Here is a 26763-nt window from a genome sequence, read left to right on the forward strand (position 1 = left end):
GCCCTCATCCGATCTGCCTTAGGACTGATGGTCTGACCATCTGTCGTTCACCCATCGTGCGCCGGATCGGATCGAGTGTCAAGTCCCGCCGAGGTCCGAGCCCTAGACTCGGAGTCGAACGCACAGGCCGGCGCCGTGACGCGCCCACCGAAGGAGATGACATGCCCATCGCGACTCCCGACCAGTACGCAGAGATGCTCGACAAGGCGAAGGCAGGCGGCTTCGCATACCCGGCCATCAACGTGTCCTCGTCGCAGACGCTGAACGCCGTGCTCCAGGGCTTCCAGGAGGCCGGTTCCGACGGCATCATCCAGGTCACCACCGGTGGCGCCGACTACTTCGCCGGCCAGTCCGTGAAGGCCCGCGCCACGGGCGCTCTGGCGTTCGCCCGCTTCGCCCACGAGGTGGCGAAGAGCTACGACATCACGGTCGCGCTGCACACCGACCACTGCCCCAAGCCCGCGCTCGAGGACTTCGTGCTCCCGCTGATCGCCGCCTCCGAGGAGGAGGTCAAGGCCGGTCGCGAGCCGATCTTCCAGTCGCACATGTGGGACGGCTCGGCCGTGCCGCTCGAGGAGAACCTCGAGATCGCGCAGGACATGCTGAAGCGCACCAAGAACATCAACGCCATCCTCGAGGTCGAGATCGGCGTCGTCGGCGGCGAGGAGGACGGCGTCGCCCACGAGATCAACGAGCACCTCTACACCACGCTGGCCGACGCCACGAAGACGGTCGAGGCCCTGGGCCTGGGCGAGAACGGCCGCTACATGGCCGCCCTCACCTTCGGCAACGTGCACGGCGTCTACAAGCCCGGCAACGTCAAACTCCGTCCCGAGCTTCTCGGCGAGATCCAGGCCGGACTCGCGGAGCGGTACGGCCACGGCCCGAAGCCCCTGGACCTGGTCTTCCACGGCGGTTCGGGATCGACGGATGCGGAGATCGCCGAGGCCGTCGCGAACGGCGTCGTGAAGATGAACATCGACACCGACACCCAGTACGCGTTCACCCGCGGCGTCGCCGGCTGGATGTTCACGAACTACGACGGCGTCCTCAAGGTCGACGGCGAGGTCGGCAACAAGAAGGTGTACGACCCCCGCGCCTGGGGCAAGTCGGCCGAGACGGCGATGGCCGCCCGCGTGGTCGAGGCCACCCAGCAGCTCGGCTCCGCCGGACACTCCGGGAAGTAGTCGCCCGCGCGTGACCGACGAGCAGAGCGGCGACGGCCGGGGCGAGCAGAGCGACCCCCGGCCGAAGCCCAAGTACGGTGAGCTGGCCCCGCCCGGATGGACGTGGCAGCCGCCGCCCGACCCCTACGCCGCCCCCGAGAAGAAGCCGGCCGAGGAAGCAGAGCCCGGGCGCGGATCCGCCCCCTCGGCGGGGTGGGCGCCGCCGCGCACGCCGGGGACACCCGGGCCCGTGCCGGGAGCCGGTCCCGCCGCCGCGGAACGGCCGCGGCGCAGCGGCGACTTCGTCGCCACCATCGCCCTGCTCGTGTTCGGGCTTTTCTCGGTCATCAACAACCTGGTGACGCTGTTCGACCTCGACGCCTTCCTGCGCCAGTTCGCCGCCCTCTACGACATCCAGGGCTACTCGCCGAACGGCGAGTTCTCCGCCGCGGGCGTCGGCGTGGGGATCTTCTGGATCGTGCTCTACCTCGCCACGGTGTGGCTCTCGGTGCTGTCGCTGCGCGCGCGACGGCTGACGTTCTGGATCCCGCTCACCGCGGGAGCGGTCGCGACGCTCTCGGCGACCGTGCTGTACCTCGTCGCGCTGCTGTCGGATCCGACCGTCCTCGACCAGTTCTCGACCGCGCCCCCGCTGTAGCCGGCGGGCCGGCCGGCGTCAGGCGCGCGAGCGGCCTCCGAGCGCGCGGGCGTCACGCTGGCCCGCGGTGTCCTTCCGCAGCTCCTTCGGCAGCGAGAACACGAGGTCCTCCTCCGCCGTGGTCACCGTCTCGACGTCACCGTACCCGGCGCCCGCGAGCTGATCGAGGAGCTCCTGCACGAGGACCTCCGGGACCGAGGCGCCGGAGGTGACACCGACGGTCTCGACGCCGTCGAGCCACTCCTGCTGCACCTCGTCGGCGTAGTCGACGCGGTAGGCGGCCTTCGCGCCGTACTCGAGCGCGACCTCGACCAGCCGCACGGAGTTCGACGAGTTCGCCGAGCCGACGACGATCACGAGATCGGCGTCCTTCGCCACCTTCTTGATGGCCACCTGGCGGTTCTGCGTGGCGTAGCAGATGTCGTCGCTCGGCGGATCCTGCAGGTTCGGGAAGCGCTCGCGCAGCAGGCGGACCGTCTCCATCGTCTCGTCGACCGAGAGCGTGGTCTGCGACAGCCACACCACCTTGTCGGGGTCCTTCACCTCGACGAAGGGCACGTCCTCGGGGCCGTTCACGAGCGTGATGTGCTCGGGGGCCTCGCCCGCCGTGCCCTCGACCTCCTCGTGACCCTTGTGGCCGATGAGGAGGATCTCGAAGTCGTCGCGGGCGAACCGCACCGCCTCGCGGTGCACCTTGGTGACCAGCGGGCAGGTGGCGTCGATGGCCTGGAGACCGCGATCGGCCGCGCCCTGCACGACCGCGGGCGACACCCCGTGCGCGGAGAAGACGACGTGGGACCCCTCGGGCACCTCGTCGACCTCCTCGACGAAGATCGCTCCGCGCTTCTCGAGCGTGGCGACGACGTGCTTGTTGTGGACGATCTGCTTGCGCACGTAGACGGGCGAGCCGTAGTGCTCGAGCGCCTTCTCCACGGCGACCACGGCGCGGTCGACTCCTGCACAGTAGCCGCGGGGGGCGGCGAGGAGCACACGCTTCTGACCGGCCACGGGCTTATCGTCTAGCCTGGTCCTCGTGCCCGGGATCCGCGGCACTCCGAGGCTGATCGTCGCGTTGCTCACCTCCCGATTCTATGTCGGGCTCCTGAGACGCAGGTGGGGTCCGCCCACCGCGAACACGGCCGCGAACAGGAGGACAGTGACCGACGCACCCGCCGGCATCGACGCACCGCCCACGCTCGAGAACCCCTGGCCGGTCGCCGGGTTCGCCGAGAAGATCCGCGGCTACATCGACCGCTTGGGCACCGCCTGGGTGGAGGGCGAGATCACCCAGTGGGGCGTCTCCGGCGGCAACGTCTACGGCAAGCTCCGCGACCTGACCGCGGATGCGACGATCGGCTTCACCATCTGGTCCTCCGTCCGCGCCCGCATCCCGGCCGACCTCAAGCAGGGCGATCGCGTGCTGATGCTCGTGAAGCCCAACTACTGGGTCAAGGGCGGGTCGCTCACGATGCAGGCGTACGACGTCCGGCACGTCGGGATCGGCGACCTCCTCGAGCGCCTCGAGCAGCTCAAGCGCACGCTCGCCGCGGAGGGCCTGTTCGCCCCGGAGCGGAAGCGCCCGCTGCCCTTCCTGCCCGGTTGTGTGGGCCTCATCACCGGCAAGGACAGCGACGCGGAGAAGGACGTGCTGCGCAACGCGCAGCTGCGCTGGCCGTCGGTGCACTTCCGCGTGGTGCACGCCGCCGTGCAGGGTGATCGCACCGCTCGCGAGGTGAGCCGGGCGATCGCGCAGCTCGACGCCGACCCGGAGGTCGACGTGATCATCGTGGCCCGTGGTGGCGGCGACTTCCAGAACCTGCTGGGCTTCAGCGACGAGGCGGTCCTGCGCGCTGCGGCCGCCGCGACCACTCCCCTCGTCAGCGCCATCGGCCACGAGGCCGACAGCCCGCTGCTCGACCTCGTGGCCGACCTGCGGGCCTCCACCCCGACCGATGCGGCCAAGCGGGTGATCCCCGACGTGGCCGAGGAGCTGAGCCGGGTCGACCAGGCACGCTCTCGCATCCGGATGCGGGTGGGCCACCAGGTGCAGGTCGAGGTCGACCGGATCGGGCAGCTGAGGTCCAGGCCGTCGCTGGCCACGCCGGCGTGGATCATCGACTCCCGGTCCGAGGAGCTGACCCGCTTCGTCGCCCGTGGCGTCGAGCTCGTCGAGAGGGCGATCGAGCACGAGGCGCGCACCGTGCGCGAGCTCGCCGCGCACGTCCGCGCCCTCTCCCCCCAGCGCACGCTCGATCGCGGGTACGCGATCGCCCAGTCGTCGACGGGCGCCGTCATCCGCGCCGCCTCCGACGCCCCCGCCGGAGAGACCCTGACCATCACCCTCGCGGAGGGTGTCATCGGGGCCGCATCGCGGGGATCCCAAGCGGATCACGTCCGCTCCGAGCATCCCCCGCTCTGAGCGTCGTCCAGGCCAGAACGGATAGAATCCCCACCATGCCCGAATCGCCCACGGCCGACGTCTCCGAGCTCAGCTACGAGCAGGCTCGCGACGAGCTGATCCGTGTCGTGGGCGAGCTCGAGCAGGGCTCGGCCACCCTCGAGCAGTCGCTCTCCCTCTGGGAGCGGGGCGAGGCCCTCGCCTCCCGCTGCGAGCAGTGGCTGCTCGGCGCGCGCGAGCGGCTCGACGCCGCCCGCCGGGGAACCGAGGCCTGACCGTGGCGAACGCGTCGAAGCCGATCGTCGCGGAGCTCGGCCGTCCCGAGACCCCCGAGGAGACCGCCGCTCGCCAGGCCGAGCAGTCCCGCCTCTACCGTCAGCGCAAGACGCTGAACAACCTGGTGCTCTCGCTCCTGGTCACGGTAGGGCTGGTGGTCGTGATCGTCCTCGCGGTCCCCCGCCCGGCGACCGTGGAACGCGACCCGGTCGACTACGCGCAGGTGGCGCAGTCCGTGCAGTCCTCGATGCCCGTGCCGCTGGCCGTGCCGACTCTGCCCGAGGGGTGGACCTCCAACGCCGCCGAGCTCCGCGGCGGCGGGGCCGACGGAGTGGCCTCCTGGTACGTCGGGCTCCTCACCCCCGGCGACTCGCCGCAGTACGTCGGACTCACCCAGGCGCTCGACTCCAACCCCACGTGGCTGGCCCAGCAGCTGGGCGACAGCGTCGCCGCCGGGACGGTCGACCTCGGCGGCGTGACCTGGACCGTGTTCGACAATCGCGGCAGGTCTGGCGACTTCGGCAACAACCAGTACGCCCTCGAAGCCGAGTCGGGCAGGTCGACGTACATCGTCGCGGGCACGGCGACGCCCGAGGAGGTCCAGCAGGTGGCCTCCTCGATCGCGTCCGACGTCCTCGCCCAGCCCGACGCATCCGGCGACTAGCCGATCACCCATCCGCCGAGACGACATGACCCGACCGCGGGTCCAGGAGACGACGTGACAGACACCGCGACGACGCCCGCATCCGTGTGGGCCGAGATGATGGCCGGCAACGAGCGCTTCGTGGCCGGCACACCCCTGCACCCGCGCCAGGACGTCGAGCGCCGTCACGAGCTCGAGGCCGTCCAGCGGCCCATGGCGGCCCTGTTCGGCTGCTCCGACTCCCGCCTGGCGGCCGAGATCATCTTCGACCTCGGGCTCGGCGACCTCTTCGTGGTGCGGAACGCAGGCCAGGTCATGGCGGAGTCGATCGCGGGTTCGCTGGAGTACGCGGTCGAGGTGCTCGGGGTGAAGCTCATCGTGGTGCTCGGGCACGATGCCTGCGGCGCCGTCGCCGCGGCGATCGGCTCGGTGGAGCCCGGGGCGGCCCCGCTGCCCGGCAACATCCGCACCCTCGTGCAGAAGATCACCCCCGCCATCTACAAGCTGCCGTCCCCGCGCGACGAGAACGGCGAGCTGATGGTGGCCGACATCGACCCCCACGAGGTGGGCAGGATGCATCTGCGCGACACGGTGCAGGAGCTGCTGCAGTCCTCCGACATCGTCGCGCGCGCGGTCGCGGACGGTAGATTGGCCGTGGTGGGCGCGAACTACCGTCTCGCCGAGGGCCGCGCCTACGCCGACATCGTGATCGGCGAGGTCTGACCTCTTCGCTCGCCCTCCCGCTGCGCTCCCGCAGCGATCCTCATGATGAAAGGACGACCACACAGTGGTGGACACCGCTCCCGAGACCGAGTACCGCATCGAGCACGACACGATGGGAGAGGTGAGGGTCCCGAAGTCGGCCCTCTACGCCGCGCAGACCCAGCGCGCGGTCGAGAACTTCCCCGTCTCGGGCGCCGTGCTCGAGTCGGCGCAGATCGCGGCGCTCGCCCGCATCAAGAAGGCCGCGGCTCAGGCCAACGCCCGCCTCGGAGTCCTCGAGCAGGACGTCGCCGAGTCGATCGCCGCTGCGGCCGACCGCGTCATCAGCGGTGACCTCGACGCCCAGTTCCCGATCGACGTCTACCAGACGGGATCCGGCACCTCGTCCAACATGAACATGAACGAGGTGCTCTCGACGCTCGCGACCGAGTCGTTGGGACGCACCGTGCACCCCAACGACCACGTCAACGCCTCGCAGTCGTCGAACGACGTGTTTCCCACCTCGGTGCACGTCGCCGTGACCGGCGCGCTCATCCACGACCTCATCCCATCGCTGCAGCACCTCGCGGAGGCCCTCGAGGAGAAGGCCACCGAGTGGGCCACGGTCGTCAAGTCGGGACGCACCCACCTCATGGACGCCACCCCTGTGACGCTCGGGCAGGAGTTCGGCGGATACGCCGCGCAGATCCGCCTGGGGATCGAGCGCGTGCAGAACACGCTGCCCCACGTGGCGGAGGTCCCGCTCGGCGGCACCGCCGTGGGCACGGGCATCAACACCCCGGCGGGCTTCCCGCAGCTCGTCATCTCGCTCCTCGCCGAGGAGACGGGCCTCCCGATCACCGAGGCGCGCGATCACTTCGAGGCCCAGGGCGCGCGCGACTCGCTCGTCGAGGCGTCCGGGGCGCTCCGTGTGCTCGCGGTCTCGCTGACGAAGATCTGCAACGACCTCCGGTGGATGGGATCGGGCCCGAACACGGGCCTCGGCGAGCTCCACATCCCCGACCTCCAGCCCGGCTCGTCGATCATGCCCGGCAAGGTCAACCCGGTCATCCCCGAGGCCGTGCTCCAGGTCGCCTCGCGTGTGATCGGCAACGACGCCTCGATCGCCTGGTCCGGCGCCTCGGGCTCGTTCGAGCTCAACGTCGCCATCCCCGTGATGGGCACGGCCCTGCTCGAGTCGATCCGTCTGCTGTCGTCGTCGTCGGTGCTGCTGGCCGACAAGACCGTCAAGGGTCTCCAGGCCAACGTCGAGCGCGCTCGCGCCCTGGCCGAGTCGTCACCCTCGATCGTCACGCCGCTGAACCGCGTGATCGGGTACGAGGCCGCGGCGAAGATCGCGAAGCACTCGGTGGCCAAGGGCATCACCGTGCGCGACGCCGTCATCGACCTCGGCTTCGTCGAGCGCGGCGAGGTCACCCTCGAGCAGCTCGACTCCGCCCTCGACGTCCTCTCGATGACCCGTCCCGCCCAGTCCTGAGGTCGTCGCGGCCGACGGCCGCACTCCTGCACAACGCCGGTGAGCCGGGTGCGCGTCCACAGATGCGCACCCGGCTCCCTCGTCTCCGCAGGGCAGCCCCTACCGTCGTCGCATGCGGTTCCTGCTCCCCCTCCTCGGTCTCGTCACGGTCGCGACGCGGGGAGCGGAGGCGGGCGTGCTGCCCGGGTTGTGGTTCGCCGCGACCGGATGGCGGCTCGCGATCACCGATCTCGGGGAACGACGACTCCCGAACGCGCTCACCCTCCCGGGACTCGTCCTCGCTGCAGCAGCGGCCTGCAGAGACCCTCCGGCCGGCGTCTGGATGCTCGGGACAGCGGCGGTGCTCTCGCTGAGCTGGTGGGTCGGGGCGGTCGGCATGGGCGACGTCAAGCTCGGGGTGGGACTCGCCGGTGCGGTGGTCCTGTTGGGCGGCGCGTCGGCCGCGCTGACGGCCGGCGCCGTCGGCGTCCTGCTCTGCGGTGCGCTGGCGGTCGACGCCATCCGATCGGGTGACCGGCACCTCCCGCTCGGCCCCCCGATGCTGCTCGCCGCCTGGGCGGGCACGATCGTCGCTCCGGGCTGACGACGCCCCGACGCACGATGCCCGCGCCATGGTGACGTGCCTTCGGCGGGCGGCTACCCTGTGGCCATGCGTCCGCTGCGGTACTCCATCAACGTCACGCTCGACGGCTGCGTCGACCACCGGGAGGGGCTGGCCGACCCGTCACTCCACAGGCACGCCGCCGAGACGCTCGCCCGGGCCGACGCGCTGATCTTCGGGCGTCGCATCTACACGCTGATGGAGGACGCCTGGCGCGCCCCCCTCCCACCCTCGATGCCGGAGTGGATGCATCCGTTCGCCGAGACGATCGACGCCGCGAAGAAGTACGTCGTCTCGACCACCCTCGAGGCTCCGGACTGGAACGCCGACGTGCTGCGCGGAGGCGACGGTCTCGAGGACGAGATCCGGGCGCTCAAGGCTCAGCCGGGTGAGGGCCTCTACACGGGAGGCGTCACGCTCCCCACGGCCCTCGCCCGGCTCGACCTCATCGACGAGTACGAGTTCATCGTGCATCCCCGAGTGGCCGGCCACGGCCCCTACCTGTTCGGCGGGCTCCCCTCGCCGATCGAGCTCACCGCGATCGGCGAGACCCGCCTCGGTTCCGGGGCCGTGGCCACCCGGTACATCCCGACCCGCTGACCTCTACGCCAGCTCGTTCGACTCCAGCATCTCGGTCACGAGAGCCGCGATGGCGGAGCGCTCCGACCGGGTGAAGGTGACGTGCCCGAACAGCGAGTGCCCCTTCAGCGTCTCGATCACGGAGGCGACGCCGTCGTGCCGGCCGACACGCAGGTTGTCGCGCTGCGCCACGTCGTGGGTCAGCACCACCCGCGAGTTCTGCCCGATGCGCGAGAGCACGGTGAGGAGCACGTTGCGCTCGAGCGACTGCGCCTCGTCGACGATCACGAAGGCGTCGTGCAGCGAACGGCCTCGGATGTGGGTCAGCGGCAGCACCTCGAGGATGCCGCGGTCGACGACCTCGTCGAGCACGTTCTGCGAGACGAGCGACCCGAGCGTGTCGAACACGGCCTGCGCCCACGGGTTCATCTTCTCGGTCGCGTCGCCGGGGAGGTATCCGAGCTCCTGCCCGCCCACCGCGTAGAGCGGCCGGAAGACCATGATCTTCCGGTGCTGCTGCCTCTCCAGCACCGCGTCGAGGCCGGCGCACAGGGCGAGCGCCGACTTGCCCGTGCCCGCGCGTCCGCCGAGCGACACGATCCCGATCTCCGGGTCGAGCAGCATGTCGATCGCGATGCGCTGCTCGGCCGAGCGGCCGTGCACTCCGAACACGTCGCGGTCGCCGCGCACCAGGCGCAGCGCGCCCTGACCGGTCACCCGGCCGAGAGCCGATCCGCGGTCGGAGTGGATCACGAGCCCGGTGTTGATGGGCAGACCGTCGACGACGGAGGTGTCGAGCTCCTCGTGCTCGTACAGCTTCGACATGAGATCGGAGCCGAGCGAGATGTCGGTGATGCCCGTCCAGCCGGAGTCGGGCGCCTGCTCGGCTCGATACTCCTCGGCGGTGAGACCGATCGAGGCGGCCTTCACGCGCAGCGGGAGGTCCTTGGAGACCACCGTGACGTCGAGCCCGTCGTTCGACAGGTTGAGGGCCACGGCGAGGATGCGGGTGTCGTTGTCTCCGAGCTGGAGACCGGACGGCAGCACCGACTGGTTGGAGTGGTTGAGCTCGACGCGGACGCTTCCGCCGTTCTCGAGCGCGATCGGGAAGTCGAGTCGCTCGTGCTGGATGCGCAGCTCGTCGAGGTTGCGCAGCGCCTGGCGGGCGAAGTACCCGATCTCGGGGTCGTTCCGCTTCTTCTCCAGCTCCGAGATCACCACCACCGGCAGCACGACGTCGTGCTCCGCGAATCGGAAGATCGCCTTCGGGTCAGACAACAGGACCGAGGTATCCAGGACATAGGTACGCTCGGTCTGCTTGACGGTGTCCGGGGTGCTGCCTGAGGGCGAGACGTCCTTTCGAGTGATCTTGCTGGGCTTGCGGGTCATGGGCTCGGCCACATCCACTCCAACCCCGAGCGCGTGGCGCTCGGACCGTGTAACGAGTCGGCCAGTGGATCGCGAAACGAACTTATGTGGCCGTCTCGACCAGGTGCCATACCTGATGACACTGAAACTACGTCTCCGGCGCCCCTGGCGGGTTACGACACGCGACCGATCAGATTAACGCCGAGTTACACCGGTGTAGTTCATCCGCCGTAGCGGCGGTGGCGACGGGCGTAGTCGCGGAGGGCCCGCAGGAAGTCGACCTCGCGGACGTCGGGGCCGAGGGCCTCCATGAAGTAGAACTCGCTGTGCGCGCTCTGCCAGAGCATGAAGTCGCTGAGGCGCTGCTCCCCCGAGGTGCGGATGACCAGATCGGGATCGGGCTGACCACCCGTGTAGAGGTGCTCGGCGATCAGCTCCTGGTCGATCGACGCCTCGAGCTCGTCGAACCCGTGACCCGCCGCGCGGTGCGCCTGGATGATGCTCCGCACGGCCTCCGCGATCTCGTGGCGGCCGCCGTAGCCGACGGCGAGGTTGACGTGCAGGCCTGTCGCGGAGGCGGTGCTCGCCTCCGCGTCGCGCAGCGCGGCCACGAGATGGTCGGGCAGACCGGTGTCGGAGCCGATGTGCTGCACCCGCCAGTCGCGGTAGTGCGAGACGTCGTAGGCGAGGTCGGCGATGATGCGCACGAGCTCGTCGAGCTCCTCGGATCCGCGGTTCTTCAGGTTGTCGGTCGACAGCAGGTAGAGCGTGACGACCTCGATGCCGAGGTCGTCGCACCACTGCAGGAACTCCAGCATCTTGGCCGCGCCGGCGCGATGGCCGTGCGCGGCGGTCTCGAGGGCCCGCTGCTTCGCCCAGCGGCGGTTCCCGTCGACGATCATGGCGACGTGCTTGGGCAGCACGGCCGATCCGAGGCTCTTGCGGATGCGCCGCTGGTACACCCGGTAGAGAAGGCCCTCCCCGAGGAGGTCGCGGCGGATCGGCACAGGCCTACCGTACTCGCCCGACAGACGTTCTCCCAGCCGACCACCGATGCCAGCACGTAGCCTTGACCCCATGAGCTCCGCCCACATCCCCGTCCTCGAGGAGGCCTCGTCTCCGGCACCCGAGGAGGTGCGTCCGTCGTGGCGCGGCTGGCTGCACGCCGGCATGCTCCCCCTGTCGATCGCGGCGGGCATCGTCCTCATCTGCCTGGGCGACGGCGCGGTGGCGAAGTGGACGAGCGCGGTCTTCATGGCCACGTCGATCATGCTGTTCGGCAACTCGGCGCTGTATCACCGGTTCGCCTGGACGCCGAGGGCGAAGCTGCTTCTCAAGCGCATCGACCACTCGAACATCTTCCTGCTGATCGCGGGCACCTACACACCCATGGCGGCGCTGACGCTGCCCGGCGACAAGGCCGCGATCCTGCTCTCGCTCGTGTGGGGCGGCGCGATCCTCGGCATCGCGTTCCGCGTGTTCTGGATCGGCGCACCGCGCTGGCTGTACGTCGCGCTCTATCTCCTGCTCGGCTGGGCCGCCGTGATGTACGTGGTCGACATCTACACCGCGAACCCCGCCACGATGATCCTGGTCGGGGTCGGCGGGATCGCCTACAGCCTGGGCGCCGTCGCCTACGCGCTCAAGCGGCCGAACCCGTTCCCGGGTCGCTTCGGCTTCCACGAGGTGTTCCACGCGTTCACCGTCATCGCGTTCCTCTGCCACTGGACGGCGATCCTCCTCGTCGCCATCGCCCCGCCCAACGGCGTCTGATTGGGCTGCGGGCGTCACCTCGACACCGAATCGGCGGAAGTCCCGCCCCATTCGCCGAACTTGCCTCGGATCGGTGTCGAAGCGACGGCATCCCCGAGAAATCCCGGGGAGCGACGTCAGCGCTTCGGGGCGCCCGTGCCCTTGCCCTTGTCGCCGCGGCTCTGCGCGGCCAGCTCCTCCTCGAGCTCGGCCCGCACCTGCTCGCGGTAGTTGACCCGGCGCACGCGGCGCACCATGTCGATGACGAGGAGCACCGTCACGGTCGCGACCAGGAACGTGACGATGAACCCCACCACGCCCGGCGTGACGGTGTCGGGGTCGGGGGTCGTCTCGTCGGCGAGCAGCCACACCGAGGTGGCGGCGGAGAACAGGGGGGTCATGCGTCCTCGATCCCGGCGAACAGGTCGCTCTCGACGTCGCCGACGGCGGTCAGCGGGGAGATCCGCGACGCGGCCAGCTGGAAGTCCTCGTACGGCCAGGCCCGGCGCTGCATGTCGTTGGGCCAGAAGAAGAAGGGGGTGTCGGGGGCGACCTGGCTGGCGTGAGCTCGCAGAGCGGAGTCGCGCACCTCGAAGAACCCGCCCGCCGGCACCCTCGTGGTCACCACGGGCTGCTCGCGCTTCGTCATCCACTCGCGCATCTCGGTGAACGAGGCGAGCAGGGGGCTCTCGGGACTCTCGCTCTGCAGGGTGTCGAACACCGCCTCGAACCTCGCGGGGTTCATGATCCGGTCGTAGTAGACCTTCGAGACCGCCCACGGCTCCCCCGCACCCGGGTACGCCGCCGCGTCGGCGGCCGCCTCGTAGGCGTGCATCGAGATCTCGTGGCACCGGATGTGGTCGGGATGCGGGTACCCGCCGTTCTCGTCGTACGTCACGAGGACCTGGGGCTGGAACCGGCGGATCAGGCGCACGAGCGGCGCCGCCGAGATCTCCACGGGGATCGCCCCGAACGCGTTGGCCGGCAGCGGGTCGCCCTCCTCGGGCAGACCCGAGTCGTGGTAGCCCAGCCAGCGGTGCTGGAAGCCGACGGCCTTCTGCGCCGCCGCCATCTCGACGCGGCGCAGACCCGCCATGTCGCGTTCGGCCCAGCTCCGGTCGGCGAGGGACTCGTTGAGGATCGAGCCGCGCTCCCCTCCGGTGCAGCTGACCACCATCACCTCGACGCCCCGATCGAGGTAGTACGCGTAGGTCGCGGCTCCCTTGCTCGACTCGTCGTCGGGATGGGCGTGCACCGCCATCAAACGGAGGCTCAGCGGTCTCAACTCCTAGGAAGTACGTCTACCCTTGTGGTGCATCCAGACTATCCGTTCGAGTCCGAGAGGTCGCCGCGTGAGCAGGGACGAGGAGATCGAGACGCCGGTTCCGGCGTACATTGATCCCGACGACCGGATCGAGCCGGCGGAGATCGCCGCACGCTACGGCCGCACGCGCAGCCGCCGCGTCCGCGGCCGGGTCTTCGCGATCGGCGGCACGATCGCCGCGCTCGTGGTCGCGGGCACGTGGGTCGTCTGGGCGGGACTCGACGGCGACTCGGCGACCATCCAGGCCACCGACACCGGCCACGAGGTGATCGACGACACCGCGGTCACGGTCGACTGGAACCTCTCCGCACCGGCGGGCGCCTCCGTCCGCTGCGCGATCCAGGCGATGAACGCCGACTTCCGCACGGTCGGCTGGAAGGTCGTCGACGTGCCCCCGAGCGACACCGCGATCCGTCCCCTCTCCGACACCGTGCGGACCACGGAGCTGGCCACGACCGGTTTGATCTCCAGCTGCTGGCTGACGTAGAGTGCTCTGATACGTCCGGGCCGGGGGTCCGGGCGTCGAGCTTTAACGAGGAGTGCTTTCATGGCAGAGGCCACCTTCCTGACGCAGGACGCATACGACCGACTCGCCGCCGAGCTCGAGGAGCTGAGCGGCCCCGCGCGCATCGACATCGCGAAGAAGATCGAGGCCGCTCGCGAGGAGGGCGACCTCAAGGAGAACGGCGGCTACCACGCCGCGAAGGACGAGCAGGGCAAGATCGAGGCTCGTATCCGCCAGCTCACCGAGCTGCTGCGCACCGCCGAGGTCGGCGAGGCCAAGGAGAGCCACGGCGTGGTCGAGCCGGGCACCGTCGTGACCGCTCTCGTGGCCGGGGGCGAGGAGCGCTTCCTGCTGGGCTCGCGCGAGATCGCGGGCCAGACCGACCTCGACGTGTACAGCGAGCAGAGCCCGCTCGGCAGCGCGATCATCGGCCTGAAGATCGGCGAGAAGACCACGTACACCGCGCCGAACGGCCGCGACATCGCGGTCGAGATCGTCAACGTCGAGACCTTCGCCGGCTGATCCGACCCGGGCCGCGAGCCGCGGCCCGCAACGCCGCGCGCGTCCGACGCAGGCACGCCGTCGTCCGAGGGCGCGGCGCTCAGCTCACCTGCTCGACGATGCGGGCGAGTGCGGCGTGCGACGCCGTCAGCTCCGCGATCCGCTCGGCCATGCGGTCCCGTACCTCGGCGAGCTGATCCCGCGAGGCCCTGTGTACCTCGGGGGCGGCGTCTCCGCTGCACGCGAGGACGGTGGCGGCGAGCTCGCGGCTGACGCCGAGCTCGAACAGCAGGTGGAGGTTCCGTGCCCGGGCGACGGCGCTCTCGTCGTACTCCCGGTAGCCGTTGAGGCCGCGGTCGGCCGTGAGGAGGCCGTGCTGCTCGTAGTACCTCAGGGATCGGGGGCTCACGCCGCTCCGACGGCTCAGCTCGCCGATGAGCATGGGGTCTCCTCTCCGCTTGACCTTGACACGATGTCACACTCTACAGTCCGACGCATGACCACATCCCCGGATCCCCTCACCAGTCAGGACACCCGCACCCCTGTCGCCCTCACCCGCGACTCCGTCACGCTCGACGGGCTGGAGCGCACGTCCACGGTCCTCGGGTCGACGGACTCCCCCGCCGCCCGTCCGCTCGTGCTCGTCTTCCACGGATCACGACAGGACGCCGACTCCCACCGCCGCTTCACCCACGACGCCCTCCTCCCCCTCGCGGCGAGCGGACAGGCGGTTGTCGCCTATCTGAACGGCTACCGGGGCAACTGGAACGACGCCCGCCGCGAGAGCGCGTTCCCCGCCCGCCTGCGAGGAGTCGACGACGTCGCCTTCGCGCGGATCATGGTCGACCGGCTGAGCGCATCCCACGGCATCGATCCCCACCGCGTCGTCACCGTGGGGTACTCGAACGGCGGCCAGATGGTGCTCCGCCTCCTCCACGAGGCACCGGAGCTCGTCGCCGCCGCGGTCATCGTCGCCGCGACGATGCCCACCCCGGAGAGCTTCCTGTCGAGCGAGACCGCCCCACCGGCCAGGCCCACGCCGATCGCGCTCGTGCACGGGACGCACGACAGGATCGTCCCGTTCGACGGGGGCACGATGAGCTGGTGGGCCAGGCGGATGTTCCGGGTCGGCGGACGCACCCTCTCGGCCCCCGACACGGCCGCATACCTGGCCGCACGGAACGGCATCGTCGGGCGGCCCGAGCTCCAGCCGCTGCCGCACCTCGCGACGTCACACGGGCGGACCTCCGTCGTGCGCACGCGATACAGCGCGCCGGACGCGCCGGACGTGACGCTCTACGAGGTCCGCGGCGGCGGACACACCATCCCGGGCCGCGAGCCGTCGCCCAGGGTCGTCGGACGCACGACGGGCGACATCACGCTCGAGGATCTCGTCGCGGAGGCGGTCCGCCGGAGCTGACCGCCCGAGACGCGCCGGCTACTGCTCCACGCGGAGCGTGTAGCCGGCGTCCTCGAGCTTCGCGACGATCTCGTCGCGATGATCGTGTCCGCGGGCCTCGATGTGCAGCTCGAGCTCGACCTCGCTGATCTGCAGGCCCTTGCCGTGCCGGGTGTGCTGCACCTCGACGACGTTGGCGTTGGCCTCGGCGACCAGCTCCGCGGTGCGCGCGAGCTGACCGGGACGATCGGGGAGCATGACGCGGAGCTTGAGGTAGCGGTCGGAGGCGGCCAGACCGTGGCTGATGACGCGCTGCATGAGCATCGGATCGATGTTGCCGCCGGAGAGCATCACGACGGTGGTCCCCGTCTCGCGGACGAGGCCCGCGAGGACCGCGGCCACACCGACGGCACCAGCGGGCTCGACGACCTGCTTCGCCCGCTCGAGGAGGACCACGAGAGCCCGCGCGATGTCGGCTTCGGAGACGGTGACGATCTCGTCGACCAGGTCGCGGATGATCTCGAAGTTGAGCTCGCCGGGACGCGCGACCGCGATCCCGTCGGCGATGGTCGGGACCGTGACGATCTGAACCGGCTCGCCGGACTCGAGGGACGGCGGGTACGCCGCGGAGTTCGCCGCCTGCACCCCGATCACCCGGATCTCCCGGCCCTCGCGGGCGGCCCGCTGCTTGACGGCGGCCGCGATGCCCGAGATGAGCCCGCCGCCGCCGATCGGCACCACGACCGTCTCGAGGTCGGGGACCTGGTCGAGGATCTCGAGCCCGAGGGTCCCCTGACCGGCGATCACGTCCGCGTGATCGAACGGCGGGATGAAGACCGCGCCCGTGGTCTCAGCGAACTCCGCGGCGGCACGCAGGGGCTCCTCGACGGTGTGACCCCGGAGGAGGACGTCGGCCCCGTAGCCGCGGGTGGCCTCGAGCTTGGGCAGCGCGACGCCCAGGGGCATGAAGATCGTGGCGTGGATGCCCAGCTCGCGCGCCGCGAAGGCCACGCCCTGGGCGTGGTTGCCGGCAGACGCGGCGACGACGCCGCGGGCCTTCTCCTCGTCGGTGAGCCTCGAGATGCGGTTGTACGCGCCCCGGATCTTGTAGGAGCCCGTGCGCTGCAGGTTCTCGCACTTGAGGAAGACGGGCGAGCCCACCAGCTCGGCCAGGTAGGTGGACCGCTCCATGGGCGTGATCTTCGCCACCGCGCTCACGCGGTCGCGCGCGGCCTCCATCTGCTCCAGCGTCGGCGCTGCCTGCACATGCGTGGTGTCGGTCATGGGGTGGCGGTGTCCTTCGTGCTTCGGGTGCGCAGACGGCGGGGGCTCCGAGGCGCGGGGCCCGGATCGCTGACGGGTGCACGTGGGGCTCGCCCGTCGGTACGCCACTGTCCGCTCGCGACGTACTTGATCATGACATTAAGCGTGGCCACCACGGGCACCGCGAAGAACGCCCCGGCGATCCCCGCGATCATCGAGCCGCCGGCGACGGCGAGCACCACGGCGAGCGGATGCACCTTGACCGCGGTGCCCATGACGAGCGGCTGCAGCACGTGGCCCTCGATCTGCTGCACCAGGAGGACGACGCCCAGCATGATCAGGGCGATGACCCAGCCGTTGTAGACGAGCGCGATGAAGACGGCGAACGCTCCCGTCACCACGGCGCCCACGATGGGGATGAAGGACCCGAGGAAGACGAGCACGCCGATCGGGATGGCCAACGGCACCCCGAGGATCGCCGCACCCGTGGCGATGCCGATCGCGTCGATGAGGGCGACGAGGATCTGGACCTTCACGAACGAGCGCAGCGTCGTCCACCCCGCCTTGCCCGCGCCGTCGACCGCGAGGCGGGCGCGCCTGGGGAAGACCCGGACGATCCACCCCCAGATGCGCTCCCCGTCGATGAGGATGAAGAGCGTGGCGAACAGCACCAGGAGGGCGCCCACGAGGACGTGACCGAACGTCGTGCCCACGCTCAGCGCGCTCCGCGCCAAGGAGGACGCGTCGTCCTGGATGGCCTGCCAGGCCTGGGCGACGTACTGGTCGAACTGCTGGTCGGTGAGATGGAGCGGCGACTCCTCGAGCCAGCGCCTCAGCTCCATGAACGACGACACGGCTCGGTCGCGCACATCGCCGAACCCCGCGGCCACCTGGGTCGCGACGAGGTAGATCAGCGCCGCGACCGCCACGAGCGTGCCGACCTCCGCGACCACGATCGCGGCCCACCGGGGCCACCGATGACGCACGAGGAAGTTCTTGAAGGGCACGAGCAGGGCGGCGAGCACCACGGCGACGAGCAGCGGCACGATGATCTCGCGCAGCTGGGCGATGAGGAAGAGCACGAGGGCGACGACCGCGGCGACCAGGAGGATCCGCCACGACCAGGCGGAGGCGACGCGCATGCCCCGCGGGATCGACTCCGCCACGGGATCCGCCGCCGCGCCGCGTGCGCGTGCAGCCGCTCTCAGGTGGCGAGACGGTCGCGGCATCGGCTCCGGCATGGAGTCAGTCTACGGTCCGGAAGCTGAGCGTCCGTCGTCATGTCGGCGGCTCCCGGTAGGGTCGGAGAGTGTCGACAGAGAGCCTCTCGCCCGCGCTCGCACGGCGGGTGGCGCTGGCCGCCCAGGGATTCGGCTCGCCGCCTCAGGCGATGGTCGGCACCAGGCAGCTGAACCTGTTCCTCCGGCGTCTCGGAGTGCTGCAGATCGACTCCGTGAACGTCTTCGAGCGCAGCCACTACCTGCCTGCCCTGGCGCGTCTGGGTGCGTACGATCGTTCGCTGCTCGACCGCATCCTGGCCGGCCCGGCGATGACCGAGTACTGGGCGCACGAAGCGGCCTTCTTCCCGGTGACCGACCTGCCGCTGTTCGACTGGCGGAAGGCCGAGTACCGCGACTGGTACGCCGCTCGGCCCGACTCCTTCCCGAACCAGAATCCCGAGATGCTCTCCTGGCTGAGGTCCGAGCTCGCCGAGAAGGGGCCGCTGCGCGCCAGCGAGGTGGAGCACGACTCGAACGTCCGCCGCGGCCCGTGGTGGGGCTGGTCCGACGTCAAGCGCGGGCTCGAGACCCTCTTCCGCACGGGCGAGGTGGTCGCGGCGCCGCGCACCCGCTTCGAGCGCACCTACGCGCTGCCCGAGCAGGTGCTCCCCCGCGAGGTGCTCGAGCGCAGCGTGCCGCGCGAGGAGGCGCTCCGCGAGCTCGTGTCCACGAGCATCCGCGCCCTCGGCATCGGCACCGTGAGCGATGTCGCCGACTACTTCCGACTCAAGTCGGCCGACACCGTGAGCGCCCTCCGCGACCTCGAGGACGCCGGGTCGGTGCGCAGGGTCCAGGTTCCCGGATGGGGACGCGACGCGTACCTCCACACGGAGGCGCGGCTCCCGCGGCGGATCGAGGCGGCGGCCCTGCTGTCGCCGTTCGACCCGGTGGTGTGGGAGCGCGCACGGGCCCTGCGGCTGTACGACTTCCACTACCGCATCGAGATCTACACGCCGGCTCCGAAGCGCGTCTACGGGTACTACACGCTGCCGGTGCTGATCGACGACCGACTGCCCGCGCGGATCGACCTCAAGAGCGACCGCAAGGCGGGGGTGCTGCGGGTGCAGTCCGCGTGGGCCGAGCCGGGGTTCGTCGACGACGACCTGCCCCGGATCGTCGGACTGCTCCGACAGGCCGCCGGCTGGCAGGGACTCGAGCGGATCGAGGTGGCCGACTGGGGCACCCTCACCGGCGCCCTGCGAGGCGCGCTCTCCTAGAAGGAGCCGCCCATCTTGTGCAGACGCTCGATGCGGTCGGGGATCGGCGGGTGCGTGGCGAACAGGCGAGCCACGACACCCGGCTTCATCGGGTCGGCGATCCACATGTGCGCCATCGACGACGACTGCTTCTGCATCGGTCGCCCGTAGGCCTCGAGCTTGGCGAGGGCGCTGGCGAGAGCATCCGGGTGGCGGGTCGTGAGGGCCCCCGTCGCATCCGCCAGGTACTCCCGCTGCCGCGACACGGCGAGCTGCACGACGGTGGCCAGGATGGGCGCCACGATCAGCGCGATCAGGCCCGCGATCATCAGCACGGGGTTGTTGTTGTTGTTCCGGCCGAAGATGGTCAGACGGAGCAGCATGTCGGCGATGAAGCCCACCGCGACGACGAGCCCGAAGACGATCATCGAGACCCGGATGTCGTAGTTCCGCACGTGCCCCAGCTCGTGCGCCATCACGCCCTCGAGCTCCGCGTCGTCCATGATCGCGAGGAGCCCGGTCGTGGCGGCCACGATGGCGTGCTTCGGATCGCGGCCGGTCGCGAAGGCGTTCGGCGCGGGGTCATCGACGATGTAGACCTTGGGCATGGGCGTGCCCGTGGTGATCGACAGGTTCTCGACGATGCGGTAGAGCCGCGGGTTGTCGGCCTTCTGGATCTCGCGGGCACCGCTCATGGCGATGGCCTGCCCGCTGGCGATGAAGTACTGGAACAGCGCGTACAGCGAGGCCACCACGACCACCACGACGACGATCGCCGTGTTGTGGTAGATCACGCTCGCCAGGTAGCCGAGCCCTCCGATGATCAGGAGGAAGAGGGCGATGATGAAGACGGTGTTGCGCTTGTTCTTCGCTATGGCGCGGTACATCGGGTGGTGTACGCCTCCTCAGCGGATCAGAACTGCACGCGCGGCGGCTCGCTGATGGCCGCCACGTCGGTGACCTCGAAGAACTCGCGCTCCGTGAAGCCCAGCTGCCGGGCGAAGATGTTGTTCGGGAACACCTTGATCTTCGTGTTCAGCTCGCGCACGCCGCCGTTGTAGAACCGGCGCGAGGCCTGGATCTTGTCCTCGGTGTCGACCAGCTCGCCCTGGAGCTGGAGGAAGTTCTGGCTCGCCTGCAGCTGCGGGTACGCCTCGGCGACCGCGAACACGCTCTTCAGCGCCTGTTGCATGTGGTTCTCGGCCACGGAGGCCTCGGCCGGCCCCTGGGCGCTCAACGTCTCGGCTCGCGCCTGCGTGACGCTCTCGAAGACGCCCTTCTCATGGGCGGCGTATCCCTTCACCGCCTCGATGAGGTTCGGGATGAGGTCGGCTCGCCGCTTGAGCTGCACCGTGATGTCGCTCCACGCCTCGTCGACACGCACGTTGAGCGTGACGAGCGAGTTGTAGGTCGCCCACAGGTAGATGCCGATGATGACGACGAGGACGACGACGATGATGACCGGGATGAGCCACTCCATGGCCTCAACTATAGCGGTCGACCCCCGCCTCCCCCGGGTGGTGAGGCGTCCTCACAGCAATACTCAGCGGCTGCGGCACACCTCTCGGAACCACTCGAACGAGCGCTTCGTGGTGCGCTCGAGCGTGGTGAAGTCGACGTGGACGAGACCGAAGCGCTGCGTGTATCCGGCCGCCCACTCGAAGTTGTCGAGCAGCGACCACACATGGAAGCCCCGCAGGTCGATCGAGGACGCGGGCCGGGTCTCGTCGGCCACCGCGTCGAGGGCCGCCCGGAGGTGCGCGTCGACGTAGTCGATGCGCCGGTCGTCCGGCACCTCGACCGATCCGTCGTCCAGGCGGCGCACGCGATCGGGCAGGCTCACCCCGCTCTCGGTGATCACGAGGGGCGGCAGGGCCTCGCCGTATCGCTCGGCGAGCTCGTCGAGCGCCGTGCCGAGCATCTCGGGCGCGATGGGCCAGCCGAACCCGCTCGTCGGGTACTCGGGCCAGGGCGCGAGGTGGAACGGCAGCGACCGCATCGCCTCGGCGTCGCCGTCGGGGGTCGACGCCGAGCCCGAGCCGGCGGCGATCCGGGAGGGCATGTAGTAGTTGAGGCCGAGGAAGTCGATCGGCTGGGCGATCGTGGCGAGGTCGGCCGGGTCGACCGCGAGCGCGCCCAGCAGAGCCTCGAAGCCCTCGGGGGCGTCCGGGTAGCGGCCGAGGAGCACGGGGTCGGCGAAGATCCGGTTGTGCAGCACGTCGAACAGCTCGGCGAACGCCGAGTCGGCCTCGGAGTCGGAGGCGGGGCTCACCGGGGTGTGCACGTTGACGAGGCCGACGCGGGTGCCCGGCGCGCTCGCACGCAGCGCCTGGGTGGCGAGGCCGTGCCCGAGGAGCTGGTGGTGGGCCGTCGGGAGCGCGCCGAACAGACGGGTCGCGCCGGGAGCGTGCACGCCGAGCGCGTAGCCCTCGAGCGTGACGGTCGCGGGTTCGTTGAGCGTGGCCCAGGTGGGGATGCGATCTCCGAAGCGCTCCCCGACGGCGTAGGCGAGGTCGGCGAACCTCGAGGCGGTGTCCCGGTCGAGCCAGCCCCCGCGGAGCGCGGTCGGGGTGTCCCAGTGGAACAGCGTCGCGAACGGCTGGATGCCCGCGGCGAGCAGGCCGTCGAGCAGTCGGTCGTAGAACGCGGCGCCCTCCTCGGCCAGACCGCCGCGCCCCTCCGGCTGGAGGCGGGTCCAGGAGAGGGAGAACCGGTACGAGTCCGCGCCGAGGTCGGCGAGCAGGGCGACGTCGTCGGCGTAGCGGTGGTAGTGGTCGGTCGCCACGTCGGCGTTCGCACCGCCGGCGATCGCACCGGGGACACGCGTGAACGCATCCCACACCGATTCGCCCCGGCCGCCCTCGCGCACCGCGCCCTCGATCTGGAACGCGCTGGTCGCGGTCCCGAGCACGAACCCGTCGGGGAGTCTCGCCGCCAGCTCGCGGGCACGCTCGAGGCGCTCGTCGTCGATCACTCCCCCATCCTCCCAGGCCTCGTGCGGCGGAGGTCCCGGATGCGCGCCGACGTCATCGCCTCATCCCCCCAGCACCCGCTCGAGGTAGGCGTTCGTGAACAGCCGGTCCGGGTCCATCCGGTCGCGCAGGGCGACGAAGTCGGCATGCCGCGGGTAGAGATCGGCCAGCGACGCGGCGTCCTGCGTGTGGAGCTTGCCCCAGTGGGGCCGGCCCCGGTGCTCGCGCATGATGTCCTCGACGGCCTCGAAGTACGGCCGATGGTCCTCACGGTGGTAGCGATGGACGGCGATGTACCCGCTCGGTCGACCGCTCGCGGTGGAGAGCCAGAGGTCGTCGGCGGCGGCGAACCGCACCTCGATCGGGAACGAGACGTGCCAGCCGCGCGAGCGCGTGAGCTCGTCGATGGCCCGCACGACGTCGGCCGTCCGTTCGGCGGGCACCGCGTACTCCATCTCGCGGAAGCGCACGGTCCGCCGGGTCGCGAAGACGCGGTGGGAGAGGTCGCTGTACTCGCGGTTGGTCCAGAGCCGGTCGGCGAGCCGGTTCACGGAGGGCACGATCCCGGGCACCATCGAGCTCGCCGCGCAGGTGACCCGGTAGACGCCGTTGGCCATGAGCGAGTCGTCCACGAAGCGCCGCATCGCGGACAGCGGTCTGGTGCGCTCCCCACCGGGGCGCCGCTCGTTCGTCTTCGTCACGGCCGTAGTCGTATCGGTGAACCAGTAGAACTCGAAGTGGTCCGAGCGCTCGACGATCCCCTCGAGGTCGTCGAGGGTCTCGTCGAGCGGGGCCGGGCACTCGAGGGCGGTGAGGACGAACGCGGGCACGCACTGGAGGGTGACCTCGACGATCACCCCGAGGGCGCCGAGGGAGAGGGCCACGGCCGGCAGGAGCTCCGGCTCGTGGTCCTCGTCGATGCGTCGGAGCTCGCCGTCGGCGGTGACGAGGGTGATGCCGACGACCTGGGTCGCGATCCCCCCGAACCGCGAGCCCGTCCCGTGGGTGCCCGTGGAGATGGCGCCCGCGATCGTCTGCACGTCGATGTCGCCGAGGTTCTCCATGGCGAGCCCGTGCGGTCGCAGCAGCCGGGCCGCCTCGTGGAGGCGGGTCCCGGCCAGCAGCGTGACGCGCATCCGCTCGCGGTCGACCGACACGATGCCGCTCAGCTCGTCGAGCTCGAGGAGCACCCCGGTCGCGACCGCGATCCCCGTGAAGCTGTGACCCGCTCCGACGGCCTTCACCCGCAGTCCCGCCCTCGCGGCGGCCGTCACCGCCCGCTGCACCGCGGCGATCGTCGGGGGTCGCTCCACCCGCACGGGCTTGACCCTCTCCAGGCGCGACCAGTTGCGCCACACCCCGTTCGCCGCCGTCACAGGAACGCCTTCCCCTCACCTCGGTAGCTGGGCACCTCGCCCACCAGCCGTCCGTCCTCGACGACCGCGAACCGGTCCACGTGCTCGGAGAGCTCGCCCGACTTCGTGTGCCGGAACCACACCCGATCGCCGATGCGCAGGCGCTCGGCGCCCCGGCCGGTCAGGGGCGTCTGCACCTCGCCGGCCATCTCGCGCGGCACCATCCGCGTCGGGCGCGGCCAGACCACCTCGGGCAGGCGGTCGAGCGCGGGCGGACCCGAAGCGATCCAGCCGCCGCCCAGCACGGTCGCCATCTCCGGAGTCGGCTTCCGCACCACGGACATCGCGAAGGCGGCCGCGGGGGCGGGCCGGAAGCGCGAGTAGGTGTCGAAGAGGTGACCGCCCAGCAGTCCGCTGCCGGCGCCGATCTCGGTCACCGACGGGTCGGCGCCGGTCGTCTCGAGCGATCCCGTGCCGCCGCCGTTCACGAACTCCAGCGGGGCGAGGCGGCGCACGGCGTCGACCACCGCACCGCGGCGCTCGCGCAGCTCGGCCACCGACCGCCGCTGGATGACGTCGAGGATCCGCCCGCGGATCGGGTTGCCCCGAGGGCGGTTACCGACCCCCGCGATCTGCGACTCGTACGCCATCATCCCGACGAGCACGTATCCGGGCCTGCCGAGGACCTCCCGGGCGAGGGCGGTCGCGTCGGCCGCGTCGAACACGGGCGAGCGGAAGGCGCCGAGGTGACCGAGTCCCGGCGCGACGAACGCGGCGTCGAGCTCCAGGGCCACCCGGAGGGGGGCTGCGCGGCGCGACGCCGGCACGACCGAGTCGATGAGGTCGAGGTGGGCGGCCGAGTCGATCATCACCGTCACGCGTGAGGCGGCCCGTTCGTCGGCCGCGAGCGCCGCGAGCGCCGTCCGGTCGACGCTCGGGTAGCCGACCACGACGTCGTCGCAGGTCTCGGCGAGCCAGAGCGCCTCGGGGAGCGTGTACGCGAGGATGCCGTGGAAGCCCGGGAGTGCGAGCACCGCGTCGATCACGGCGCGGATGCGGATGGACTTGGACGCGACGCGGATGGGGGTCCCCGCCGCCCGGCGCAGCATGTCGTGGGCGTTGTGGGCGAGCGCCTCGAACCCGAGGACCGCGTACGGCGTCTCGAGCGATCGTGTCGCCTCGGCCAGGGCGGGCCAGTAGCGCAGCTCGTCGCGCCAGACCCCGGGCACGGCGGGCGGGCGGGTCAGGTCGAGCAGGGCACTCGTGCCGGGTGCGCCGCTCGCGCGGGACGCCGCGGTCCTGCGCGGGCTCATCGGACGCTCCTGACGCGGGAGACCGCGAGGGCGCCGAGGAGGGCGAACGCGGCCGAGGCGAGGAAGAGGACGGGGAAGCCGCCCAGCGACCAGACGATGCCCGCGCCGACCAGGGGCGCGACCGCCTGGGGCACGGCAGTGGCGATGTTCATGATTCCGAGGTCCTTTCCACGGGAGGCGGGGTCGGGCAGCACCTGGGTGGCGAGCGCCTGGTCGACCGACAGGAAGCAGCCGTAGCCCGCGCCGAGGAGGGCGGCGGCCACCATGGTCGCGTCCAGCTGCGGCACGAGGGCGAGCAGGAGCGCGGCGACCGCCTGCAGCACCGAGGAGACGAGCACGAACACCCGTCGCCGGGCGAGCCGGTCGGACAGCCGGCCGCACACGATCGAGGCGATCACGACGAAGACCGTGTAGATCACGATGAGCACGAGCAGATCGTCCTCGGCGTCCGCGTCGCCGAGCCCGAACATGAGGAAGTAGAGCAGCAGCGACGTGCCGAGCGCGTTCCCGATGTTGACGAGGATGCGCCCGGCCAGCGTCCACCCGAAGTCCGGGTGCTTGCGCGGACTCACCCAGAACCCCTCCACCAGAGCCGCCACCGTCGTGGGCGGGCGGTCCGCGGGATGCAGCCGCGCATCCGGCACGAGGAGGAGGAAGGGCACGACGAGGATCACGAGCAGGATCGCCATCGCGGAGTAGCCGAGCAGCTGCCCGGTGAAGAGGGTCGTCGCCAGGAGCACGCCGAGGATCAGCCCGATCGCCTGCGGAGCCGAGATCCAGCTCGAGACGAAGCCGCGCTGCAGCACCGGCACCTGGTCGCTGATGCACGCCGTCAGCGCGGCGGAGAGGATGCAGAAGCCGACGATCGAGACGGTCCACCACACGCCGACCCCGACGAGGCCGTCCTGGAGGCCGAGCACCGCGAGCCCTACGGCGAACACCAGGGCGCCGAGGGCGATCCACGGCCGTCGGCGCCCGAACCGCGACGTCGTGCGGTCGGAGAGCGCGCCGGTCAGCGGGAACACGACGAGTGCCGCGGCGCCGGCGATGGCGCTGATGACGCCGAAGGCGACCACGCTGTCGACCCAGCGACCCGAGTCGACGTGCACCTCCACCTGCAGGGGCAGGAGCAGCTGCACGGGGGTGAGCTGCGCCATCCACACCCCGAGCCAGGCCGTCGCGAACAGCGCGATCCAGCCGCCGCCCACCCTGGTGCGGGGTTCCGCTCCCGGTCCCGCGACACCCACCACGCCGTCGGATGACGTCATCCGCGCTCCCCCCGTCCCTCTCGGTCTGTCACGGTCTCCCTCGACGGGCGCGCCCGGTGCGGATGCGCCCGGTCCGGTCGCGCCCCGTCCGGTCGCGCTCTGCTCGCGAGCGAGCGGGCGGCGAAGCGGATGGTCGCCTCGGCGCGCACCTCGTCCTCGTCGACGAGCCAGGCCAGCGTGAGGCCGTCGGTGAGGGCCACGAGCTGCGCGGCGAGCTCGTCGACGGGATCCAGCCACTCCGAGCCGGTGCGGTGGGCCGCGGCCTCGAGCGAACGACGTGCGAGCATCCGATACCTCTCGTACTGCCGCACCGCGAGCGCCCGCGTGTCGGGATCGCGCACCGCGTGCTGGGTGAGCTCGAGCATCGCGCGCTCCCGGTGCGGGTCCGCCTTCAGCCCGTCGAGGTACGCGCTCAGGCCGGCGACCAGGACGTCCTCGAGCGAGGCGTGGTCGCGGGTGGTGACCTCGAGCGCGCTGGTCTCCGACTCGACGGCGTCGGCGATCAGGGTGGTGAGCAGCTCGTCGCGGGAGGCGAACGCGTAGTGGAAGCTCGCGAGGGCCATGCCCGCCTCGGCCGTGATCGCGCGGGTCGTCGCCCCCGCGATCCCGCGCTCGGCGATGACGGTGAACGCGGCGCGGACCAGCCGCGCACGGCGCTCCTGCACGTTCATGTGCGCCACGACGATCACCTCCCCGCGGAGCGGCGCCTCGAGCGCCGACTGGGTCAAGCGTCCCAGTCGGGCAAG

The 26763-nt window shown here is 70.9% G+C and carries 29 protein-coding genes; 14 read left to right on the plus strand and 15 right to left on the minus strand.

The window, feature by feature from the left end; translation table 11 throughout:
* The first annotated feature begins 161 nt into the window (after positions 1-161).
* Together fbaA and IEX69_RS04310 are read left to right on the plus strand one after the other, a co-directional pair.
* A complete protein-coding gene (gene fbaA / locus IEX69_RS04305) occupies positions 162-1187 on the plus strand; it encodes a class II fructose-bisphosphate aldolase (RefSeq protein ID WP_085019873.1) in 1026 nt (341 codons plus the stop codon).
* A gap of 10 nt (positions 1188-1197) precedes the next feature.
* Positions 1198-1824 carry a DUF6264 family protein gene (locus tag IEX69_RS04310; RefSeq protein ID WP_085019874.1) on the plus strand — a complete coding sequence of 209 codons (627 nt, stop codon included), beginning with the start codon at positions 1198-1200 and terminating at the stop codon, positions 1822-1824.
* A gap of 18 nt (positions 1825-1842) precedes the next feature.
* On the opposite strand, the gene IEX69_RS04315 is transcribed toward IEX69_RS04310, so the two are convergent.
* Positions 1843-2877, minus strand: a complete 1035-nt coding sequence (locus tag IEX69_RS04315; RefSeq protein ID WP_085019875.1) for a 4-hydroxy-3-methylbut-2-enyl diphosphate reductase — start codon at positions 2875-2877, stop codon at positions 1843-1845.
* A gap of 103 nt (positions 2878-2980) precedes the next feature.
* Here IEX69_RS04315 and xseA point away from each other — a divergent pair, with 103 nt between their 5' ends.
* From xseA to IEX69_RS04350, 7 genes are all read left to right on the plus strand, one after another.
* Positions 2981-4243, plus strand: coding sequence for an exodeoxyribonuclease VII large subunit (gene xseA / locus IEX69_RS04320; RefSeq protein WP_229756223.1), 1263 nt, complete (start codon positions 2981-2983; stop codon positions 4241-4243).
* 35 nt (positions 4244-4278) lie between these two features.
* The gene (locus IEX69_RS04325) at positions 4279-4497 is read left to right on the plus strand and encodes an exodeoxyribonuclease VII small subunit (RefSeq protein ID WP_085019876.1); all 219 of its coding nucleotides are present in this window, start codon (positions 4279-4281) and stop codon (positions 4495-4497) included.
* A gap of 2 nt (positions 4498-4499) precedes the next feature.
* Entirely contained in the window at positions 4500-5162 is a 663-nt protein-coding gene (locus IEX69_RS04330; protein ID WP_085019877.1) for a DUF4245 domain-containing protein, read from the plus strand.
* Between the two features lie 96 nt (positions 5163-5258).
* A complete protein-coding gene (locus tag IEX69_RS04335) occupies positions 5259-5864 on the plus strand; it encodes a carbonic anhydrase (protein ID WP_085021473.1) in 606 nt (201 codons plus the stop codon).
* A gap of 64 nt (positions 5865-5928) precedes the next feature.
* Positions 5929-7341 carry a class II fumarate hydratase gene (locus IEX69_RS04340; protein WP_085019878.1) on the plus strand — a complete coding sequence of 471 codons (1413 nt, stop codon included), beginning with the start codon at positions 5929-5931 and terminating at the stop codon, positions 7339-7341.
* 112 nt (positions 7342-7453) lie between these two features.
* Positions 7454-7924 (plus strand): prepilin peptidase, encoded by a 471-nt coding sequence (locus IEX69_RS04345; protein ID WP_085019879.1) that lies wholly within the window; start codon positions 7454-7456, stop codon positions 7922-7924.
* Between the two features lie 66 nt (positions 7925-7990).
* Positions 7991-8542, plus strand: a complete 552-nt coding sequence (locus IEX69_RS04350) for a dihydrofolate reductase family protein (RefSeq protein ID WP_085021474.1) — start codon at positions 7991-7993, stop codon at positions 8540-8542.
* A 3-nt stretch (positions 8543-8545) separates the two neighbouring features.
* Here the strand turns inward: IEX69_RS04350 and phoH2 are convergent, their stop codons facing one another.
* On the minus strand, positions 8546-9910 hold the full coding sequence (gene phoH2, locus IEX69_RS04355) for an RNA 5'-3' helicase PhoH2 (RefSeq protein WP_085019880.1): 1365 nt from the start codon (positions 9908-9910) through the stop codon (positions 8546-8548).
* 200 nt (positions 9911-10110) lie between these two features.
* Complete coding sequence (locus IEX69_RS04360) at positions 10111-10896, minus strand: isoprenyl transferase (protein WP_276328899.1); 786 nt, start codon at positions 10894-10896, stop codon at positions 10111-10113.
* A 70-nt stretch (positions 10897-10966) separates the two neighbouring features.
* Between IEX69_RS04360 and trhA the strand changes: the two genes are divergently transcribed.
* On the plus strand, positions 10967-11662 hold the full coding sequence (trhA, locus tag IEX69_RS04365) for a PAQR family membrane homeostasis protein TrhA (protein WP_085019882.1): 696 nt from the start codon (positions 10967-10969) through the stop codon (positions 11660-11662).
* Positions 11663-11778: 116 nt separating this feature from the next.
* Here the strand turns inward: trhA and IEX69_RS04370 are convergent, their stop codons facing one another.
* Together IEX69_RS04370 and mca are read right to left on the minus strand one after the other, a co-directional pair.
* On the minus strand, positions 11779-12042 hold the full coding sequence (locus IEX69_RS04370; protein WP_085019883.1) for a hypothetical protein: 264 nt from the start codon (positions 12040-12042) through the stop codon (positions 11779-11781).
* Positions 12039-12902, minus strand: a complete 864-nt coding sequence (mca, locus tag IEX69_RS04375; protein ID WP_085019884.1) for a mycothiol conjugate amidase Mca — start codon at positions 12900-12902, stop codon at positions 12039-12041. Before mca ends, IEX69_RS04370 begins: the two co-directional genes overlap by 4 nt.
* Before the next feature lie 91 nt (positions 12903-12993).
* On the opposite strand from mca, the gene IEX69_RS04380 reads away from it, so the two are divergent.
* Together IEX69_RS04380 and greA are read left to right on the plus strand one after the other, a co-directional pair.
* Positions 12994-13452 carry a DUF4307 domain-containing protein gene (locus IEX69_RS04380; protein ID WP_174604456.1) on the plus strand — a complete coding sequence of 153 codons (459 nt, stop codon included), beginning with the start codon at positions 12994-12996 and terminating at the stop codon, positions 13450-13452.
* 60 nt (positions 13453-13512) lie between these two features.
* Positions 13513-13992, plus strand: a complete 480-nt coding sequence (gene greA, locus IEX69_RS04385; protein WP_085019886.1) for a transcription elongation factor GreA — start codon at positions 13513-13515, stop codon at positions 13990-13992.
* A 79-nt stretch (positions 13993-14071) separates the two neighbouring features.
* Here greA and IEX69_RS04390 read toward each other — a convergent pair whose 3' ends face one another.
* A complete protein-coding gene (locus IEX69_RS04390; RefSeq protein ID WP_085019887.1) occupies positions 14072-14413 on the minus strand; it encodes a MerR family DNA-binding transcriptional regulator in 342 nt (113 codons plus the stop codon).
* Between the two features lie 54 nt (positions 14414-14467).
* On the opposite strand from IEX69_RS04390, the gene IEX69_RS04395 reads away from it, so the two are divergent.
* The gene (locus tag IEX69_RS04395) at positions 14468-15391 is read left to right on the plus strand and encodes a CE1 family esterase (protein ID WP_085019888.1); all 924 of its coding nucleotides are present in this window, start codon (positions 14468-14470) and stop codon (positions 15389-15391) included.
* 18 nt (positions 15392-15409) lie between these two features.
* On the opposite strand, the gene ilvA is transcribed toward IEX69_RS04395, so the two are convergent.
* A complete protein-coding gene (ilvA, locus tag IEX69_RS04400) occupies positions 15410-16654 on the minus strand; it encodes a threonine ammonia-lyase (protein ID WP_085019889.1) in 1245 nt (414 codons plus the stop codon).
* Entirely contained in the window at positions 16651-17874 is a 1224-nt protein-coding gene (locus tag IEX69_RS04405) for an AI-2E family transporter (protein WP_085019890.1), read from the minus strand. Before IEX69_RS04405 ends, ilvA begins: the two co-directional genes overlap by 4 nt.
* A 68-nt stretch (positions 17875-17942) precedes the next feature.
* On the opposite strand from IEX69_RS04405, the gene IEX69_RS04410 reads away from it, so the two are divergent.
* Complete coding sequence (locus IEX69_RS04410) at positions 17943-19130, plus strand: winged helix-turn-helix domain-containing protein (protein WP_229756224.1); 1188 nt, start codon at positions 17943-17945, stop codon at positions 19128-19130.
* Here the strand turns inward: IEX69_RS04410 and IEX69_RS04415 are convergent.
* From IEX69_RS04415 to IEX69_RS04445, 7 genes are all read right to left on the minus strand, one after another.
* Positions 19127-19996 (minus strand): M48 family metalloprotease, encoded by an 870-nt coding sequence (locus IEX69_RS04415; protein WP_085019891.1) that lies wholly within the window; start codon positions 19994-19996, stop codon positions 19127-19129. The two genes, IEX69_RS04410 and IEX69_RS04415, sit on opposite strands and share 4 nt — an antisense overlap.
* Before the next feature lie 26 nt (positions 19997-20022).
* On the minus strand, positions 20023-20589 hold the full coding sequence (locus IEX69_RS04420) for a LemA family protein (RefSeq protein ID WP_085019892.1): 567 nt from the start codon (positions 20587-20589) through the stop codon (positions 20023-20025).
* Between the two features lie 63 nt (positions 20590-20652).
* Positions 20653-22083, minus strand: a complete 1431-nt coding sequence (locus IEX69_RS04425; RefSeq protein WP_308420476.1) for a GH1 family beta-glucosidase — start codon at positions 22081-22083, stop codon at positions 20653-20655.
* 60 nt (positions 22084-22143) lie between these two features.
* Positions 22144-23457 carry a D-arabinono-1,4-lactone oxidase gene (locus IEX69_RS04430; RefSeq protein WP_085019893.1) on the minus strand — a complete coding sequence of 438 codons (1314 nt, stop codon included), beginning with the start codon at positions 23455-23457 and terminating at the stop codon, positions 22144-22146.
* A complete protein-coding gene (locus IEX69_RS04435) occupies positions 23454-24749 on the minus strand; it encodes a type III PLP-dependent enzyme domain-containing protein (RefSeq protein WP_229756225.1) in 1296 nt (431 codons plus the stop codon). Before IEX69_RS04435 ends, IEX69_RS04430 begins: the two co-directional genes overlap by 4 nt.
* The gene (locus IEX69_RS04440) at positions 24746-26017 is read right to left on the minus strand and encodes an MFS transporter (protein ID WP_085019894.1); all 1272 of its coding nucleotides are present in this window, start codon (positions 26015-26017) and stop codon (positions 24746-24748) included. Before IEX69_RS04440 ends, IEX69_RS04435 begins: the two co-directional genes overlap by 4 nt.
* Positions 26014-26745, minus strand: coding sequence for a TetR/AcrR family transcriptional regulator (locus IEX69_RS04445; protein ID WP_085019895.1), 732 nt, complete (start codon positions 26743-26745; stop codon positions 26014-26016). The genes IEX69_RS04440 and IEX69_RS04445 overlap by 4 nt, the downstream gene beginning before the upstream one ends.
* Positions 26746-26763: the final 18 nt, after the last annotated feature.

The sequence above is a fragment of the Cnuibacter physcomitrellae genome (assembly GCF_014640535.1).
GTDB classification, from domain to species: Bacteria; Actinomycetota; Actinomycetes; order Actinomycetales; family Microbacteriaceae; genus Cnuibacter; species Cnuibacter physcomitrellae.

What these genes read in the sequence shown, in the direction of transcription:
- trhA (WP_085019882.1), top strand. Translation starts at nt 10,967, where the DNA reads ATGAGCTCCGCCCACATCCCCGTCCTCGAGGAGGCCTCGTCTCCGGCA.
- IEX69_RS04325 (WP_085019876.1), top strand. Translation starts at nt 4,279, where the DNA reads ATGCCCGAATCGCCCACGGCCGACGTCTCCGAGCTCAGCTACGAGCAG.
- ilvA (WP_085019889.1), bottom strand. Translation starts at nt 16,654, where the DNA reads ATGACCGACACCACGCATGTGCAGGCAGCGCCGACGCTGGAGCAGATG.
- IEX69_RS04345 (WP_085019879.1), top strand. Translation starts at nt 7,454, where the DNA reads ATGCGGTTCCTGCTCCCCCTCCTCGGTCTCGTCACGGTCGCGACGCGG.
- phoH2 (WP_085019880.1), bottom strand. Translation starts at nt 9,910, where the DNA reads ATGACCCGCAAGCCCAGCAAGATCACTCGAAAGGACGTCTCGCCCTCA.
- IEX69_RS04440 (WP_085019894.1), bottom strand. Translation starts at nt 26,017, where the DNA reads ATGACGTCATCCGACGGCGTGGTGGGTGTCGCGGGACCGGGAGCGGAA.
- IEX69_RS04415 (WP_085019891.1), bottom strand. Translation starts at nt 19,996, where the DNA reads ATGTACCGCGCCATAGCGAAGAACAAGCGCAACACCGTCTTCATCATC.
- fbaA (WP_085019873.1), top strand. Translation starts at nt 162, where the DNA reads ATGCCCATCGCGACTCCCGACCAGTACGCAGAGATGCTCGACAAGGCG.
- IEX69_RS04335 (WP_085021473.1), top strand. Translation starts at nt 5,259, where the DNA reads ATGATGGCCGGCAACGAGCGCTTCGTGGCCGGCACACCCCTGCACCCG.
- IEX69_RS04390 (WP_085019887.1), bottom strand. Translation starts at nt 14,413, where the DNA reads ATGCTCATCGGCGAGCTGAGCCGTCGGAGCGGCGTGAGCCCCCGATCC.
- mca (WP_085019884.1), bottom strand. Translation starts at nt 12,902, where the DNA reads ATGGCGGTGCACGCCCATCCCGACGACGAGTCGAGCAAGGGAGCCGCG.
- IEX69_RS04420 (WP_085019892.1), bottom strand. Translation starts at nt 20,589, where the DNA reads ATGGAGTGGCTCATCCCGGTCATCATCGTCGTCGTCCTCGTCGTCATC.
- IEX69_RS04435 (WP_229756225.1), bottom strand. Translation starts at nt 24,749, where the DNA reads ATGAGCCCGCGCAGGACCGCGGCGTCCCGCGCGAGCGGCGCACCCGGC.
- IEX69_RS04405 (WP_085019890.1), bottom strand. Translation starts at nt 17,874, where the DNA reads ATGCCGGAGCCGATGCCGCGACCGTCTCGCCACCTGAGAGCGGCTGCA.
- IEX69_RS04370 (WP_085019883.1), bottom strand. Translation starts at nt 12,042, where the DNA reads ATGACCCCCCTGTTCTCCGCCGCCACCTCGGTGTGGCTGCTCGCCGAC.
- greA (WP_085019886.1), top strand. Translation starts at nt 13,513, where the DNA reads ATGGCAGAGGCCACCTTCCTGACGCAGGACGCATACGACCGACTCGCC.
- IEX69_RS04350 (WP_085021474.1), top strand. Translation starts at nt 7,991, where the DNA reads ATGCGTCCGCTGCGGTACTCCATCAACGTCACGCTCGACGGCTGCGTC.
- IEX69_RS04395 (WP_085019888.1), top strand. Translation starts at nt 14,468, where the DNA reads ATGACCACATCCCCGGATCCCCTCACCAGTCAGGACACCCGCACCCCT.